The following is a 16,133-nucleotide window of genomic DNA, read 5'->3' as shown; positions in this document are numbered from 1 at the left end:
TCCTCTTCGACCGCGACACCTGGCCCGCCGGCCGCGAAAGCAAATGGCTGCGCCAGGCCCGCGCCTACGCCGGCGACACCTACGGCCTGCACCTGCCACTGATCGCCGGCACCGAAGTGGCCATCGCCTTCGAACAGGGCGACCCGGACCGCCCCTACATCGCCCACGCCCTGCACGACGACCAGCACCCCGACCTGGTGACCCAGCGCAACGACCACCGCAACGTGCTGCGTACACCGGCCAACAACAAGTTGCGCCTGGATGACACGCGGGGGCAGGAGCACATCAAGCTCAGTACCGAGTATGGCGGCAAGAGCCAGCTGAATCTGGGGCATCTGGTGGATGGCCAGCGCAAGAAGCGCGGGGAAGGGTTTGAGCTGAGGACGGATGATTGGGGCAGTTTGCGTGCAGGGAAGGGCGTGTTCATCAGTGCCGATGCGCAGGCCAAGGCGCAGGGGCCGGTGCTGGACATGGCGGATGCCGTCGACCGCCTGCAACAAGCCGGCGAACAACTGCAACAACTCTCGACCGACGCCCAAACCGCTACCGCCGACCCAGCGGATGTGGCCGCGCAGATCAATTTGCTGCGCCAGGATCTGGAACAGCTCAAGTCCCAGGTCCTGCTGCTCAGCGCCCCGCAAGGCATCGCCCTCACCAGCGGAAAACACCTGCAACTGGCGGCCAAGGACAACCTGATGCTCAACGCCGGCGGCGAGGCGGACCTCAGTGTGATCAAGCGCCTGTTCGTCGGCGTCGGCCAAGGCCTGAGCCTGTTCGTGCGCAAGCTCGGCATCAAGCTGATCGCCAACCAGGGCCCGGTGAGCGTGCAGGCGCAGAACGATCGCCTGGAGCTGATCGCCCGGCATGGTCTGGACATCACCAGCACCGAAGATGAAATCCACATCACCGCGAAGAAGAAAATCGTCCTCAATGGCGGTGGCAGTTACCTCAGCCTGGATGAATGCCGTATCGAATCGGGCACGGTGGGGGATCACAAGGTCAAGGCGGCGCACTTCGAGTACAGCGGTGCAGCTCAACAAGCGCCACAGATCCTGACCGTACCGACACGCATCGACCCACCCCTGGAGTTCCATGAGCAGTTCCGCTTGTTTGCCAGCAATGGCGAACAACCCTTGGCCAGCATGCCCTACAAGATCACCGCCGCCTCCGGCAAGGTCTGGAAAGGCATCACCGACAGCCAGGGCTTCACCGAACGGGTGTACACCGCCCAGCCCGAAGCGCTGTCGCTCATCTACGACATGGAAGAAGAGGAAGAGGAGGAAGAACTCGAAGGTATCACCTTGCGCCTGGGGCTGTTCTTCGATGGCACGGGTAACAACCTGAGCAATGCGGCCGCGACCCAACAGTGCCGACGTGAAGATCTTGAGCTGTTCGAGCAGAGTGACCTGGCGAGCATTGTGCAACTGTGCAAGCAGCATGGGTTTGACGGGTTTGATGGCAGTGGTTTTGCCAGTACTCCGGATAACAGTTACGGCAATGCGCCGAGTAATGTGGTGCATTTGTTCAGGCTGTATCCCGACAATGCCACCGATAGTCTCCCGCCAGGGGCTGATATTGGCTTTGCACCGGTTTATCTAGAGGGCATCGGCACTCGCAGTGGCGGCAAGGACTCGCTTGCGGGCCAGGCCACGGGACGCAGGGAAACCGGGGTGGTGGCGCGAGTTGAGCAGGCGCCGCGCCTAATCGCAGAGCAGATGGAGCTCTTTCAGAAAACCAACCCTGGCACATATATCCGGAATATCGAATTCGACATTTTCGGCTTCAGTCGTGGTGCCGCCGCCGCACGGCACTGTGCTAACGAACTGCTCAAACCGGGGCGGGGTGTGTTCGGCGATTTACTGCAGGCGGGTCGCTCAGCCCTGCGGACCAATTTTGATCCTGTGATGGACGTCAGCCTCAACCTGATCGGACTGTTCGACACCGTCGCGGCGATCATGGGGGCGGACCTCAGCGTGGCCAACGACGACAACCCGGGGGTCAACCTGTACCTGCCCCCCGGTTGCGCCCGCCAGATCATCCAGTTGCAGGCCCGGGACGAGCACCGTGTGAATTTCGCCCTCAACAGTGTGGTCCACGGTCATCGGCAAATCAGCCTGCCCGGCGTGCACTCGGACGTCGGCGGCGGCTACTTGCCGAACGCCCAGGAGCGGTTATGGGTCACGGCGCCGCAGCGGATCAGCGTGCCAGCCCACCAGCGACCGGAGTCGCACCCGCAGTGGATGCAACTGCACGCTAAGGCGCGGGCCCTGCGTGAGAGTGGCCTGGCTGGCGCTGGCAGCCTTGACGTCAAGGCTTGGCCGATCCCCTCAGTTCCGCGTGGTAAGACTGAGGCCAAAGTGGATGAATATTGGTTAGTGATCGTCCTCGACCGGTCGGTACGCGGGGAACTGGCGCTGATTGCCCTGCGATTGATGCGTGAACTGGGTGTGCGCCATGGCGTGCCGTTTGACGCTATCAGTGATGAAGACCAACGCTTGCGCTTGCCTGAAGAGCTGCAACCCATCGCCGAGCAAATTCTGGCGCAAACCCTGGCGGACAACGAAGTGAAATTGGGTCCCGCTGAGGAGTATTTGTTACGCAGTCGCTACATTCACCAATCCGCTCACTGGACCCCTCGTGCGGGTCTGCTGATCAACAAACCGGCACCGAATAAAAAACGCAACGTCTACCCCAATCAGCCGCAAAAAGGGTATCCGCAATGAAACGTTTGAGCTTGATCATCGGGTTACTGTTGAGCCTGTGTGCATGTGCCAATGAACCTCAATCACTCGCGCCGCCCAAGCTGCCTTATGACAGCTGGTACGTCGGTCTGGCCGCGCCGCGTTTCATGGAAGTCTGGGTCGAGACGGTGGATGTGCTCGATCAGCGTGGGTTGGCGTTTTTCGATGTTCATGGAGGCGTCGCCGGCTACACCCGTAAGCCGGAAGGCTGGCACAAGGGCGGTGGGAAAATGATGCCAATTAATAACGTCGACCTGCCGGAGCGGCTCTTTCTCCGCTGGCAATCGCTGGTGGAACCCCAGGCGTACAAGATCAGGATCACGATCCCCCAGTGGGTGCGCGACGAGATGGTCAAGCCGGAGCGTGGGTTTTGCCACTGGTCCAGGTCGTGGAAGGTCGACTATCGAAAAATGATCACCCTGGGCATGGCCCCCGGTGGCATCGTCAAAGTCTGGGTGGGAGGGGCTTGTCTGGACTTCAAGGAAGTCGGCCGCTTTCAGGCGGAGATCGAGCCGCGCGGACCTTACCTGAACGGTAAAGGCATTTACTACCGGGCGCTGAAGCCCGAGGCCCAGTTGTATATCGATCAGCACGGCATTCCCTATGGCACATGGTGAAGGATTATCCGCCATGAAGCGTATGAGCCTGCTCATCGGCCTGCTGTTGAGCTTGTGTGCCTGCGCCAACGGGCCGCAGTCACCTCAACCGCCCAACCTGCCCTATGACAGCTGGTATGTCGGTCTGGCCGCGCCGCGCTTCATGGAAGTCTGGGTCGAGACGGTGGATGTGCTCGATGAGCGCGGGTTGGCCTTTTTTCGCGTGCATGGCGGGGTTGCCGGCTACACCCGCAAGCCGGAGGGCTGGCACAAGGGCGGTGGGAAAACCAAACCAGTGAACAACGTCGACCTGCCGGAGCGGCTCTTTCTTCGCTGGCAATCGCTGGTGGAACCTCAGGCGTACAAAATCAGAATCACAATCCCGCAGTGGGTGCGTGATGAAATGGTTAAGCCTGAACGGGTGTTTTGTGCAGCAGATCAAAAGGAGGTAACGCTTTATCGCAATAGAGTAAATCTGGGAATAGCGCCTGGCGGAATCGTCAAGGTCTGGGTGGGGGCGGGCTGTCTGGGGTACAAGGAAGTCGGGCGTTTTCAGGCCGAGATCGAGCCGCTTGGCCCTTATCGAGGCAAGAGCAACGGGCAATACGTTCCTATCGAGCCTGAAAACAAAGCCTATGTTGATGCGCACGGTATTCCCTATGGCACATGGTGAAGGGTTACCCGCAATGAAGCGATTAATTCTGCTCACCGGACTGCTGCTGAGCTTGTGCGCCTGTGCTGGTGAGACTCGGCCACCGGCACCGGCCAACTTGCCTTATGACAGTTGGTACGTCGGCCTGGCGGCGCCACGTTTCATGGAAGTCTGGGTCGAGACGGTGGATGTACTCGATCAGCGCGGGTTTGCTTTTTTTAACGTTCATGGAGGCGTCGCCGGCTACACCCGGAAGCCGGAAGGATGGCACCAAGGCGGGGGGCAATGATGGCAATTAATAATGTTGACCTGCCCGAGCGACTTTTCTTGCGCTGGCAATCGCTGGTGGAACCTCAGGCTTACAAGATCAGGATCACGATCCCAGAATGGGTGCGTGATGAGATGGTCAAGCCGGAGCGGGTGTTTTGCCAAGGTTCCAAAAAGTGGAAAGACGACTATCGCGACTCCATCACCCTGGGTATGGCCCCTGGTGGCATCGTCAAGGTTTGGGTGGGGGGCGCGTGTCTGGATTACAAGGAAGTTGGCCGGTTTCAGGCGGAGATCGAACCATTAGGACCGTATCGCGGCAAGAGTAACGGGCAATACGTACCGATAGAGCCTGAGAACAAAGCCTATGTTGACGCGCACGGAATTCCTTATGGCTCCTGGTAAACGCTAGTTAAGTATTCGTGTAGTTGGCTTTTTAAGCCAAAGGACTACTGCACCCAAAATTTCAAAAGGATGTCAATAATATGCAGCAAGTGATTTTTGCAGGCAGTACCAATAACACTGATGACACTGTGATCAAAGTCGTGTCGGCAGACAATGCTTTGACTTGGTTGTCGCCAGCAGAAAACGCCGTATTCAAGATTACGCAGGACGCGTTGTTGCCCGATATTTTTTTTGAGTTTCACACTGAAGTTTTCGGGCTTTACACTTGGTCGTGGACGATTGAATGGGAGGCGAAAGCCAGTGGCTTGAGGGAACGCGCTCGTAAAGACGACGTTCTGCAAACCTTTAAAGCGTCCGGATCGTTTGTCAGCGATAAAAAAACATGGTCGGTGAATCTTGCTGAACAAGTGCTTGGTGGCTTTTTGACAGTTAGCGTCAGTGTCGGCGATAAGTCCTTGACCAGAAATATTGTCATACAAGGACAAAACCCGACAAGGCAGAGCATCGCCAGCTATGTAGGCAGTCTGGACAACATGTCCGGCTTCGAAAAGTTGCTGGAACAGGAGAGTCGCTCCAAACACTTCATCGATTTCGATGGAGAACCCATTGTCGCCTTCGACAAAGGCTACGGCATTACCCAAATGACCAATCCGGCGCCGAATTACGAACAGGTCTGGAACTGGAAAGCCAACATTCTCGCTGGATCTTCGATTTACAAAGACAAGGTGCGCATCGCCAAAAAATACCTTGGGCAGGCTGGCAGGACCTATACCGAAGACCAATTGCAGCATGAAGTGTTCAGCCGCTGGAACGGTGGCTCTTATCACGAATGGGACACGGTTTCTGCTTCCTGGGTCAGAAAGAAAAATCTTCTGTGCGATAGCAATACTGGAAATATTGGTTGGTCGATGGATAACGAAAAGAATAAGGATAGAACTCAGGCGCAGTTACGAGAGAGGGACAAGGAAACTTATTCGAAGGGCACTAAGGGGCAGTCGGAGGATCATCCGTGGCAATACCAGGGAGTCTGTTATGCAGATCATGTGCTGGGTAAATAAATTCGCAAGAATACTGTTCTGCTTGCTGTTTTGTTTAGTTTCGGCTGCTTATGCCAGTGCTGAAATAACGCAGGTAATAAAGGTCAGTGGGCAGGCACAACTTCGAATGACCGATAGCGCGACCTATCAAGTGAAGTTGATGGTCGATGCCGGCGCTGTGCTTTATGACAACGATAAACACAAGGTCGGGGCGAGTGAATATGTTTCGCTGTTCCAGATCGTACCCTCGAACCCTGCGCATCCTTCAGGCTTATGCGGCTCGGGAAACGAAGTCTGGCTTTATGTCTATCAAGTCAAGAGTGCAGGTCTCGTTGAAAGTACCAAAGTATTGGTAAGCAGCTGTTTGCGATCGATCTCGACTGAAAGTCAGAACTCCGGCGCACAGCAGCAAGACTTGGACTTCTCGTCGGTACGGTGGAGTTCAGCGGGTTTTTCCATTGCGTGGTTCGAGAATGTAAATGTTGCCGGTCAGTCATTGCAGCGTTCGAATTTTGTGCCGCATGACGGAGGGTTCCTTCGGCAAGACGTACTGATTCAAGAAAGTTCGAACACAGGTTCATTAAAAAGGGACGAGAAATGAAAGGCATCATTCGTATTGGCGACAAAACCACCGGAGGCGGCACCGTACTGTCGGGTTCCGCCGTCATGCGGTTCGACGGGATAGGTGTGGCGCGTGAAGGAGATCCGGTGCGCTGTCCGGTTCCAGGTCACGGCCGCACCGTGATCGCCGAGGGGCATCCGGCGTTTCGTGACAACGGTGTTCCGGTTGCATTTGACGGACATCGCTGTGCGTGCGGGTGTGCGCTGATTTCCTCGTTACCTGTAGCAGGTGCGAGCTAAGCCATGCCGGTCAGATTGGATAAGGTCCCTGCGCAGGCGGTGAGGCCTACGCGTCCCCGTGCCTGGCTTTGGGCCGGCTTGTTGCCTCTCTTGTTACTGTTGGGGGCGGGGTTGGCATGGCTGTCCAGCACGGTGCCGCTGAGCCAGCAGTCAGCCGACTTCTGGGCGCTGGCCTTGGGCGTGCCCTTGGGTGTCTGGTGCGTGCTGGGGTTCGGCCGGGCATTGCTTTACATAGGCCAACAAAGTGCTGCTGATGGTTGGGATGAAGCACGGGAAAACGATGTGTTTTGCAAAACCCGCCAGGGGCGCCGCACTCAGCAATTGTTGGGTGCCAGTCTCTACACCGCACTTCGGAAGCCCGGTGATAAGCCGGCTGCCCAGCTGGATTCTTTACTGAATGGAGCCGTCGCACTTGAGGCTCGACCCGTAGGGAAGGGTGAAACGCCGCTGCGCCACACTCATTTTCCTGGCGACAGGGAGGACCCCGAGCACCTGCTGCTAGGGGTGTTGAAGCAAGTGCTGGGTGACTTCGCCCCGATTTTGGCGCAGTTGCCGGACAGCAACCCATTGGCGTTGTCGCTGGAGATCGAAAGCGGGTTGCCAGAGGGTGTGTTGCGGCGTGTGTGGCAAGAGGCGTGGCGCCTGTCGGGTATCCGGCAATCGACAGCACCTGTCGAGGGCAGTGGGTTGGCGGCGGTGGATTGCTGGCTCGATCAGCGCATAGACGATCAGGCGTTGCTGCTGGTGGTGGCGTTGCACTTAGCTCCGGAGCAGCCCGAAGGCACGGCGGAAGTCGCCGTTGGCTTGTTGTTCGGCAATCTTCTGACGCAATCCACCCTGGCGCCAATGGCGTACCTGCATCGCCCTGAACAGGAGCGCGCACCCACCGACGCCGCATTGCTATATGCCGTGCGTCAGGCCCTCGCATGGGTACCGCTGCCAGCAGAGTCCATCGAACAGGTCTGGAGAGTGGGTATCCATGCGCAACGCCGTGCCGCCTTGTCGACGGTGTCGGCTGACGTGGCTCTGCCGGCCAGACCCAACCAGGGATGTTGCAATTTCGATGATTTGCTTGGACATCCCGGTCAAGCCGCCCCGTGGGTGGCCATCGCCGCCGCTGCGCAGAACATCGAACACGGCGCGGGGCCGCAGTTCATTTTCAGTGGCGGCGCTGTCGCCGATGGACTCTGGAACACGGTGTTGATGCCCGTGTCACCCCTTTCGGAATAGGAAATCTGGAATGCAGTTTCGACGCTCTATAGGAATAGGTGGGCTGGTGAGCATGCTGGTGCTGGCCGGTGTGGTGTTGGGTGTACTGCTCTGGCGTCACCCGGAGTCACTGGGGATTGCCGCCGACAGTGTTCAGCAAACGGTGTGGCTTTCAGTGACCTCGGTGATCACCTTCATCGCATCGATATTCCTGGGTGGATATCATTTGTTGGGAAGGCAGATGGGCCACTCGGCATTTAACCGGCGCGAAAAGGATGATATTCCTGTACCTGCGCGAGCCCTCCGACCTGATTCCAATGATGTTCAAGCCAGGCCATGGGTGGCCAGGGTTAAAACCTCTTTGCGGGCACGCCCAAGCCTCTTCTGGCGTCACAAGGTCCGCCTTCTGCTCATCGTCGGTGAACCCGAACAAATCCAGGCTATCGCGCCCGGCCTGACCCGGGACCATTGGCTGATTGATGATGACACCGTGTTGCTCTGGGGCGGCAGTGTGCAAAACAAGCTGGACGATGTGGTGATCGAGCGCTATCGCCGCTTGACCCGCTGGCGGGCCCTTGATGGCGTGGTCTGGGCGTTGAATACCGAGCAAAGCGCAGACGACTACCACATGGGTAAAGGCGCACGGCACCTGCAAGACCTCGCAAGTACGCTGGGCTGGTCGCTGCCGCTGCACCTGTGGCAGGTCTGCGCCAGTCACTGGTTGCAGGACAAACGTCCGAGCCAGGCGGTGGGTTGCGCACTGCCGTCACGCCTCACCGCATCAGACCTGGAAACGTCGCTGCACAGTTTACTGGGCCCCATGCGTCAGGAAGGCTGGGCGCAGATGAACCTGACGATGGCGCATGATTTTCTGGTGCGCCTGGCGCGGGACCTGCAAGTTGAAGGCGTGGCCCGCTGGCGTAAGGCACTGGCCCCGTGGTTCGGCAGTTCCAGGCAGGATGTACCGTTGCGCGGCCTGTGGTTCAGCCTGCCGTTGTCCAATACAACGCTGAACAAGGAAGAGCACTTCTGGCCCATGGACCCTGCCTGGCAAGGCGTGCTCGGCGAGCCAAAACGGCGGAACCGTCGCCTGGGCTGGAGCGCCCAGCGCATCGCCTACGGTTTGGTTTTGACCGTGGCCCTGGTCTGGGGCGCCGGCCTGCTGCTGTCGTTCATCAGCAACCGCGTGCAGATTCACCATTTGCAAACCTCGCTGACCGCACTGCAACAAGCCACACCCGGCGACGCGCAACTGAGCGCTCTCAACGAACTGACCCGCGAACTCGGCCGCCTGGATTACCGCGCCAGCCACGGCTCACCATGGCATCAGCGTTTCGGCCTGAACCAGAACGACGCGCTGTTGGCTATGCTCTGGCCGCGTTACGTCGAAGCCAACCAGCGCCTGCTGCGCGACCCGGCAGCGGCCACCCTCAAGGCCCGTCTCAACGCCCTGGTCAAGCTGCCACCGGACAACCCCGAACGCGCCAAGCGCGCCCCGGCCGCCTACGCGCAGCTCAAGGCCTACCTGATGCTGGCGCGCCCGGAAAAAACCGATCCGGCCTTTCTCACCCAAGCCTTGGTGGAAGTCGAACCGCAAAGCACCGGCTACTCACCAGGCCTCTGGCACGCGCTGTCACCGACCCTGTGGGCCTTTTACGCCGAACAACTGGCCGCCCACCCAAACTGGCGCATCGACGCCGATCCCAAGCTGGTCGCCCAGGTCCGCCAGGTCCTGATCAGCCAGCTGGGCCAGCGCAACGGCGAAGCCAGCCTGTACCAAACCGTGCTCGACAACTCGGCCAACCACGCCCCGGCGCTGGCCCTGCAACAGATGGTCGGCGACACCGAGGCCGCAGCGCTGTTTGCCACTTCAGCCGAGGTCCCCGGCGTGTTCACCCGCCAGGCCTGGGAAGGCCAGGTGCGCCCGGCCATCGACGCTATCGCCGAGGCGCGTCGCGAGGAAATCGACTGGGTGCTCAGCGACAACCCGGCGCGTCTCGCCGCCGACCTGAGCCCGGAGCAGCTCAAGCAGCGCCTGACCGAACGCTATTTCCAGGACTACGCCCACGCCTGGCTGGATTTTCTCAACCAACTGCGCTGGCAACCAGTGGACAGCCTCGGCGAGGTGATCGACCAGTTGGCGCTGATGAGCGATGTGCGTCAGTCGCCGCTGATCGCGCTGATGAACACCCTGGCCTATCAGGGCCAGGCTGGCACCCGTCGTCAGGCCCTGGCCGACTCGCTGGTGCAGTCGGCGCAGCAGTTGCTTGGCCAGGAAAAAGCGCCGCTGATTGACCAGTCGATGCCCGCCAGTAGCAGCCCGCTGGACGCCACCTTTGGCCCGCTGTTGACCTTGCTGGGCAAAGACGTCGACAACCAGAACGACAACGAACGCCTGAGCCTGCAAGCCTTCCTCAACCGCGTCACCCGGGTGCGCCTGAAGTTGCAGCAGGTGAGCAACGCACCCAATCCCCAGGCGATGACCCAGGCCCTGGCGCAATCAGTTTTCCAAGGCCACAGCGTCGACCTCACCGACACCCAGGCCTACGGCAGCCTGCTCGCCGCCAGCCTCGGTGCCGAGTGGGATGGCATCGGCCAGACCCTGTTCGTGCAACCGCTGGAGCAGGCCTGGCAGCGAGTCCTGCAACCCTCGGTGGCCGGCCTCAACAGCCAGTGGCAGCGGGCGATCGTACGCGACTGGCAGGGCGCGTTTGCCGGGCGCTACCCCTTTGCCGCCACTGGCAGTGACGCCTCGCTGCCGATGCTCGGGCAGATGATCCGCGCCGACGCCGGGCGCATCGACCAGTTCCTCCAGCAGCAATTGGGCGGCGTGCTGCGCAAGGAAGGCAGCCGCTGGGTGGCCGATTCGCGGCACAGCCAGGGCCTGCACTTCAACCCGAAGTTCCTGACGGCGATCAACCAGCTCAGCCATCTCGCCGACGTGCTCTACACCGACGGCGGCATGGGCCTGAGCTTCGAGTTGCGTGGCAAGCCGGTGCGCGACGTGGTGCAGACCACCTTCATCCTTAACGGCGAAAAACACGAGTACTTCAACCAGAAGGAACGTTGGCAGCGCTTCAGCTGGCCGGGTTTCAGCCAGCACCCGGGCACGCGGTTGCTGTGGATCAGCGTGCTGGCCAACGAACGCCTCTACGGCGATTACGAAGGCACCTGGGGCCTGATCCGCCTGCTCGAACAAGCGAAGGTCACCCCGCTGAACGACACCGACAGCCAGTACCGCGTGCAGCTTCGTGCCCCCGACGGCCTCGACCTGACCTGGTACCTGCGCACTGAACTGGGTGCAGGGCCGCTGGCGTTGCTCAAGTTGCGCGGCTTTGAATTGCCGGCGCAGATCTTTCTCGGCGAAGGCACTCAAGCACAGCCCTATGCGCAGAATGGAAGTTACCCATGAGCCTGCTCAAACTGATCACCCGTTGCCTCGGCGAACGTGACCCGCTGGCCCTTGCCCGTACCCAGGCCGACTGTTGGCAATCCTGGTTGCAGCCCATCAGTGCGCAGTCGCCGGTCGGTGAAGACCCGGGTTACGACGATGATTTCCAGCGCATGCGTGAAGAGGTCAACAAGCTCTCCGGCGCGAACGTCGACGAGGTGATTCAGCTGGCGGAGAAGTTGCTCGGCCAGCGCTGCAAGGATCTTCGCGTCGCCACTTACTACCTGTGGGCACGCCTGCAGAAGGACGGTGAGACCGGGTTGGCCGATGGCCTTGGTTTATTGGCGGCGCTGGTTGAGCGGTACGCAGGCGATGTGCTTCCCGTGCGGGCCAACAGCCGCAAGATGGCCCTGGAGTGGTTGACCGGCGCCAAGGTGCTGGACAGCCTGTCGCTGTACCCGGAGGTGGTCAAGGCCGAGGCGGAACGCACGGTGGCGGCATTGGCCTGGCTTGAACATGGGTTGCAAGCCTGGCCCGAGGATCAGCGGCCGCAGCTGGATGCGTTGCATGGCGCGTTGTCGGCGCGCCTGGCACAGTCCGGCGGAGTCGATGCGGTGGTGCCGCAGCACAGCGCCAGCCACGAGTCCGTCAGCCAGGCCAGCTCCCCGGGTAGCCAGGCCATCAAGTCCGGGCGCGACCTGCTGGACAGCGGCCGGACCTTGGCCTGTTACCTGCGCGACCAGCCACAAGGCTGGCTGGCGGCGCACCGCCTGATGAAAAGCCTGCGCTGGGACACCTTGCACGAGCCGCCCCTGCAGGACGCCATCGGCACCACGCGCCTGGCGCCGCCCCGGGGCGAATCCCGGGCGCAACTAAAGCGCCTGTATCAGCAGCAGAACTGGAGCGAATTGCTCGATCAGGTCGAGCGCACGTTCGCCGAGGGGGTCAACCATTTCTGGCTGGACCTGCAGTGGTACCTGGTGCAGGCCTTGAGCAAACTACCGCCGCCCCAGGACGGCTGGGCGGACATGGTCAAACGCGACTTGGGCATGTTCCTCGAGCGGCTGCCGGGCTTGGAGGCGCTGGGGTGGAACGACGGTACACCGTTCGCCGACGAGGCCACCCGTGAATGGATCGCTCAGCACGTCAGCGCCAATCAGTCGCGCCAACTCCTGCCCGCAGCGGCCCCGGCAGCGATCATGGCCGATGGCGAAATTCTGTCCCTGGAAAGCGAGGCGCTGGCCCAGGCCGACAGCGACGGCGTCGAACATGCACTGGCCTGGCTGGCCGCGCGCCCGGACATTCACACCGGCCGCCAACGCTGGCTGCTGCGCCTGCTGATGGCGCGGGTGGCCGAGCAATGTGGCAAGAACGACCTGGCCCTGCACCTGCTCGGTGAACTGGATGCCACGGCCGAGCGCCAGGCGTTGGCGGACTGGGAGCCGGAATTGCATTTCGAGGTCAAGGCCCGCCTGCTCAAGCTGACGCGCCTGAAGGCGCAGCGCAACGCTGTCGACAAGCCGGCCCTGGACAGACGCATGGAGACGTTGCTGGCGGCGTTGGTTGCCATCGATCCGGTACGCGCCGCCGTATTGTGCGGTTGAACTCCATTTATCAGGATTATTTACAGCATGGACAATCTGACACTGCGTTATTACGACGCCGAGATGCGCTACCTGCGCGAAGCCGGGGAGGAGTTTGCGCAAGCGTTTCCCGACCGCGCGGCGCAGTTGAACCTGGACAAACCCGGCGCCCGCGATCCCTATGTGGAGCGCCTGTTCGAGGGCTTCGCTTTCTTGATGGGGCGCCTGCGCGAAAAGCTCGACGACGACTTGCCGGAACTGACCGAAGGCCTGGTCAGCCTGTTGTGGCCCCATTACCTGCGCACCATTCCCTCGCTGTCGATCGTCGAGTTCCAGGTGCAACTGGCACAGATCAGGCGCAGCGAGCTGATCGCCGCCGGCCAGGAGGTGCTCTCGCAACCCATCGGGCCGCAGCGTACCGTATGCCGTTACACCACCACCCAGGACCTGCGGCTGCAACCCATCGAATTGCAATCCTTGCGCCTGGCCCATGAGCCCGACGGCCGCTCGCTGCTGCGCCTGCGGTTTGCCTGCGCAACGGCGATCGACTGGAGCCAGATCGACCTCAGCCGCGTGCCGATGTACCTGAACGCCGATGCCCCCCTGGCCAGCGCGCTGCATCAGGCCCTGACCCTGAATGCCCAGGCGTTGTATGTGCGCCTGCCGGGCGAGGCGCAACGAGTTGCACTGGCAGGTCATTTCGCGCCCAAGGGCTTTGCCGATGAGGACCGCTTGTGGCCAAAGGGTGACAGCGCGTTCAGCGGCTATCAGTTGCTGCTGGAATATTTCACCTTCCGCGAGAAGTTCATGTTCGTCACCCTCCATGGCCTGGAGCAGGTGAGTATCAATGCGGATATGCCCTGGTTCGAACTGGAGGTGGTCCTGCGCGAGTCGTGGCCGCAGGCATTTAACCTGAGCGCCGAACACCTTCGCCTGCATGCGGTACCGGTGATCAATCTGTTCACACTGGAAGCCGATCCGATGCCGCTGGATCCATTGCAAACCGACTACCTGTTGCGTCCCATGCGCCTGCAGGACGGTCACACGGAAATTTACTCGGTGGATCGGGTCACCGCATCGAAGAACACCGAGCGTCTGGACTATGTACCGTTCAGCAGTTTTCGTCACAAGGGCGGAATGTTGCGCGACGAGGCGCCCGAGCGTTACTTCCATACCCGCCTCAAGCGAGGTGCCAATGGCCTGCACGATACCTGGCTGATTCTCGGGGGCGACGGCTTCGATCAGGATCGCTTGCAGGGCAGCCAGAGCCTGTCCCTGCAACTGACCGGGACCCACGGCCTGCTGCCACGCAAGGCGCTGCAAAGCACCCTGCTTGATGGGCTGGTCAACACCGCCTTGAGCGGCTTGCGCGTGCGCAATTTGAGCGCCCCGACCTTGCCGTGCTATCCGCCGAACCGCGATCGTTTCCACTGGCGCGTACTCAGTCACCTGGGTTCCAACTTCCTGCCGATGCTCGATAACGCCGAAGTGCTGCGCGGCACCCTGGCGTTGTACGACTGGAGCGGCAGCGAGCTGAACCGCCGTCGCCTGGCGGCCATCGTCGACGTCAGGCACCACCTGGTGCAGCGGTTCGAAAAAGGCTTTCTGCTGCGCGGCGTGGATATCGAAGTGACCCTCGACACCCATGGTTTTTGCGGCGAGGGCGACATCAGCCTGTTTGGCGAAATGCTTCATCGCTTCTTCGCGCTGTACGCCGACATTCACCTGTTCAACCAGCTCACGCTGATCCTTCAACCTACTGGAAAGTGCCTGCGATGGAACGAGAACCACAGTCAGCGTATTCCCGGCTGAAAGCCGGCGGATTGCTCGAAGCGCTGGAAGGGCGGGTGGCCGAAGCGAGTCTGTACCGGTTCTGCCAGTTGCTCGAGCAAGCCCTGCCAGGCCATCCGCCGCTGGGCAGCACCAGCCACCCGGCGGACGACCCGGTACGCTTTCGCCCGGACCCTGGCATGGGCTTTCCTGCTGGTGAGCTGAAGTCCATAGAAATGGATGACCGGCAACCGCTGAACCCGGCGACGGTGCGTACGCGGCTGTTGGGGTTGTATGGCGTGGACTCGCCATTGCCGACGGCTTTTGTCGACGACATTGCCCAGCGCCGCGACGGGCATGAGGCGCTTGAGGCGTTCCTGGATATTTTCAATCACCGGATCTTCACCCAGTTCTACCGGATCTGGCGCAAGTATTCCTACCCGGCGACCTTCGAAGCCGGCGGCAGTGATGCGACTTCCCAGTGTCTGCTGGGCCTGGTCGGGCTGGGGATTCCCGGCACGGCCAAGCGCATTGCCACGCCGGTTTCGCGGTTTCTCGCACTGCTCAGCGTAATGCGCATGCCCACCCGCAACGCCGAGGGCATCACCGCTCTGGTGTCGCTGCTGGCTCCAGAGACCCGGGCCCGGATCACGCCGCACTGGCCGCAGAAAATCCCCCTGGCCCATCCGGCGAGTCTGTCCGCGAGTCGTCCGGTCAGCCTGTCCCAGGGCACGCCGCTGGGGAACAACGGGTTCGATGCCAACAGCCAGCTGCACCTGGCGCTGTTCACCCGGGACCGGGACGAAGCACGGGGCTGGTTGCCAGATGGCCAGTTGTACAACGACCTGCTGGTGTTGCTGCGGGTGTACCTGGGCTGGCGATGCACCGCCAAATTGCAGCTCTCGCTGCCAGTGCGCAGCCTGCCGCAACCGGTGCTGGGGCGGGCGCCGATCCGCCTGGGCATGACCGGCATGCTGGGTTCGGGCAGTGACACCTGGCAGGGCGCGGAACACGACACCATCACCATTAATCTGGGCCGCTACCAGGGCTTGTTGAAAAACACTCGGAATAGGGAAGCACAGCATGTCGCGTACCGTTGGTAATTCATTGATCCTGACGACGCTGGCGGTAGTGCTCGCCGGCTGTGGTGTCACTCAGACTGTTTCGGAAGGCACGGCGTCTGCCACCCGATCGATTTTCTACAAGCAGGTGAAAGACCTGCGCCTGGATTTCAGTGCCCGCACGGCCATCAACACTGATGTTGCGGACATGAATGCGATGTCGGTCCCGACGCTGGTACGGGTCTATCAACTGAGCGACAGCAAGGCGCTGCAGAGGGCTTCCTACGATAGCCTGCTCGGTGGCGACGAGCAGGCGCTGGCCGGCGAATTGCTCGATACCCGGGCACTGGTGATCAAGCCGGGCGAGGGCGCGAAACTGGATGTGCCGCTGGACAAGGACGCGCGTTTCGTCACGGTGGTCGCATTGTTTCGCGATCCCGACGTGCAGAAGAATACCTGGCGCCTGACCTTGAACCGCGACGACCTCGACCCCGATCGTGCGCGGGTCATCGAGCTGGGGGACAACCAATTGACCCTGCGCGCATTGGCCCGGGACTGAC

At 61.0% G+C, this 16,133-nt stretch carries 13 protein-coding genes and 1 pseudogene; all 14 read left to right on the top strand.

Translation table 11 applies throughout. The features are described from left to right. Nucleotides 1–1,035 (top strand): annotated as a pseudogene (locus tag KGA88_RS20050) (DUF2345 domain-containing protein); the annotation flags it as partial. 1,684 nt (nucleotides 1,036–2,719) lie between these two features. After that, nucleotides 2,720–3,358 (top strand): DUF2931 family protein, encoded by a 639-nt coding sequence (locus tag KGA88_RS20040; protein WP_223593832.1) that lies wholly within the window; start codon nucleotides 2,720–2,722, stop codon nucleotides 3,356–3,358. A 13-nt stretch (nucleotides 3,359–3,371) separates the two neighbouring features. Continuing rightward, nucleotides 3,372–4,010 (top strand): DUF2931 family protein, encoded by a 639-nt coding sequence (locus KGA88_RS20035; protein ID WP_223593830.1) that lies wholly within the window; start codon nucleotides 3,372–3,374, stop codon nucleotides 4,008–4,010. Nucleotides 4,011–4,023: 13 nt separating this feature from the next. Next, nucleotides 4,024–4,278, top strand: a complete 255-nt coding sequence (locus KGA88_RS31455) for a DUF2931 family protein (protein ID WP_263296194.1) — start codon at nucleotides 4,024–4,026, stop codon at nucleotides 4,276–4,278. Next, nucleotides 4,275–4,661: a DUF2931 family protein gene (locus KGA88_RS31450; protein ID WP_263296193.1), complete on the top strand. Its 387-nt coding sequence runs from the start codon at nucleotides 4,275–4,277 to the stop codon at nucleotides 4,659–4,661. Before KGA88_RS31455 ends, KGA88_RS31450 begins: the two co-directional genes overlap by 4 nt. Nucleotides 4,662–4,741: 80 nt before the next feature. Beyond that, nucleotides 4,742–5,719 carry a hypothetical protein gene (locus KGA88_RS20025; RefSeq protein ID WP_223593828.1) on the top strand — a complete coding sequence of 326 codons (978 nt, stop codon included), beginning with the start codon at nucleotides 4,742–4,744 and terminating at the stop codon, nucleotides 5,717–5,719. After that, entirely contained in the window at nucleotides 5,694–6,299 is a 606-nt protein-coding gene (locus tag KGA88_RS20020; protein ID WP_223593827.1) for a hypothetical protein, read from the top strand. Before KGA88_RS20025 ends, KGA88_RS20020 begins: the two co-directional genes overlap by 26 nt. After that, a complete protein-coding gene (locus tag KGA88_RS20015; RefSeq protein WP_223593822.1) occupies nucleotides 6,296–6,559 on the top strand; it encodes a PAAR domain-containing protein in 264 nt (87 codons plus the stop codon). Before KGA88_RS20020 ends, KGA88_RS20015 begins: the two co-directional genes overlap by 4 nt. Before the next feature lie 81 nt (nucleotides 6,560–6,640). Further along, a complete protein-coding gene (locus tag KGA88_RS20010; protein ID WP_317851676.1) occupies nucleotides 6,641–7,789 on the top strand; it encodes a hypothetical protein in 1,149 nt (382 codons plus the stop codon). Nucleotides 7,790–7,799: 10 nt separating this feature from the next. Continuing rightward, the gene (locus KGA88_RS20005; RefSeq protein WP_223593820.1) at nucleotides 7,800–11,180 is read left to right on the top strand and encodes an ImcF-related family protein; all 3,381 of its coding nucleotides are present in this window, start codon (nucleotides 7,800–7,802) and stop codon (nucleotides 11,178–11,180) included. Next, entirely contained in the window at nucleotides 11,177–12,763 is a 1,587-nt protein-coding gene (gene tssA, locus KGA88_RS20000) for a type VI secretion system protein TssA (RefSeq protein ID WP_223593819.1), read from the top strand. Before KGA88_RS20005 ends, tssA begins: the two co-directional genes overlap by 4 nt. 27 nt (nucleotides 12,764–12,790) lie before the next feature. Beyond that, nucleotides 12,791–14,554 (top strand): type VI secretion system baseplate subunit TssF, encoded by a 1,764-nt coding sequence (tssF, locus tag KGA88_RS19995; RefSeq protein WP_223593818.1) that lies wholly within the window; start codon nucleotides 12,791–12,793, stop codon nucleotides 14,552–14,554. Beyond that, nucleotides 14,518–15,615, top strand: coding sequence for a type VI secretion system baseplate subunit TssG (tssG, locus tag KGA88_RS19990; protein ID WP_223593817.1), 1,098 nt, complete (start codon nucleotides 14,518–14,520; stop codon nucleotides 15,613–15,615). Before tssF ends, tssG begins: the two co-directional genes overlap by 37 nt. Then, the gene (gene tssJ / locus KGA88_RS19985) at nucleotides 15,596–16,132 is read left to right on the top strand and encodes a type VI secretion system lipoprotein TssJ (RefSeq protein ID WP_223593816.1); all 537 of its coding nucleotides are present in this window, start codon (nucleotides 15,596–15,598) and stop codon (nucleotides 16,130–16,132) included. The genes tssG and tssJ overlap by 20 nt, the downstream gene beginning before the upstream one ends. The last annotated feature ends 1 nt before the right edge of the window (nucleotide 16,133 follow it).

This window comes from Pseudomonas sp. A-R-19, assembly GCF_019956575.1.
Classification (GTDB): domain Bacteria; phylum Pseudomonadota; class Gammaproteobacteria; order Pseudomonadales; family Pseudomonadaceae; genus Aquipseudomonas.
The sequence above is the reverse complement of the archived record's forward strand: the minus strand, read 5'-3'. Positions and strand labels throughout refer to the sequence as shown.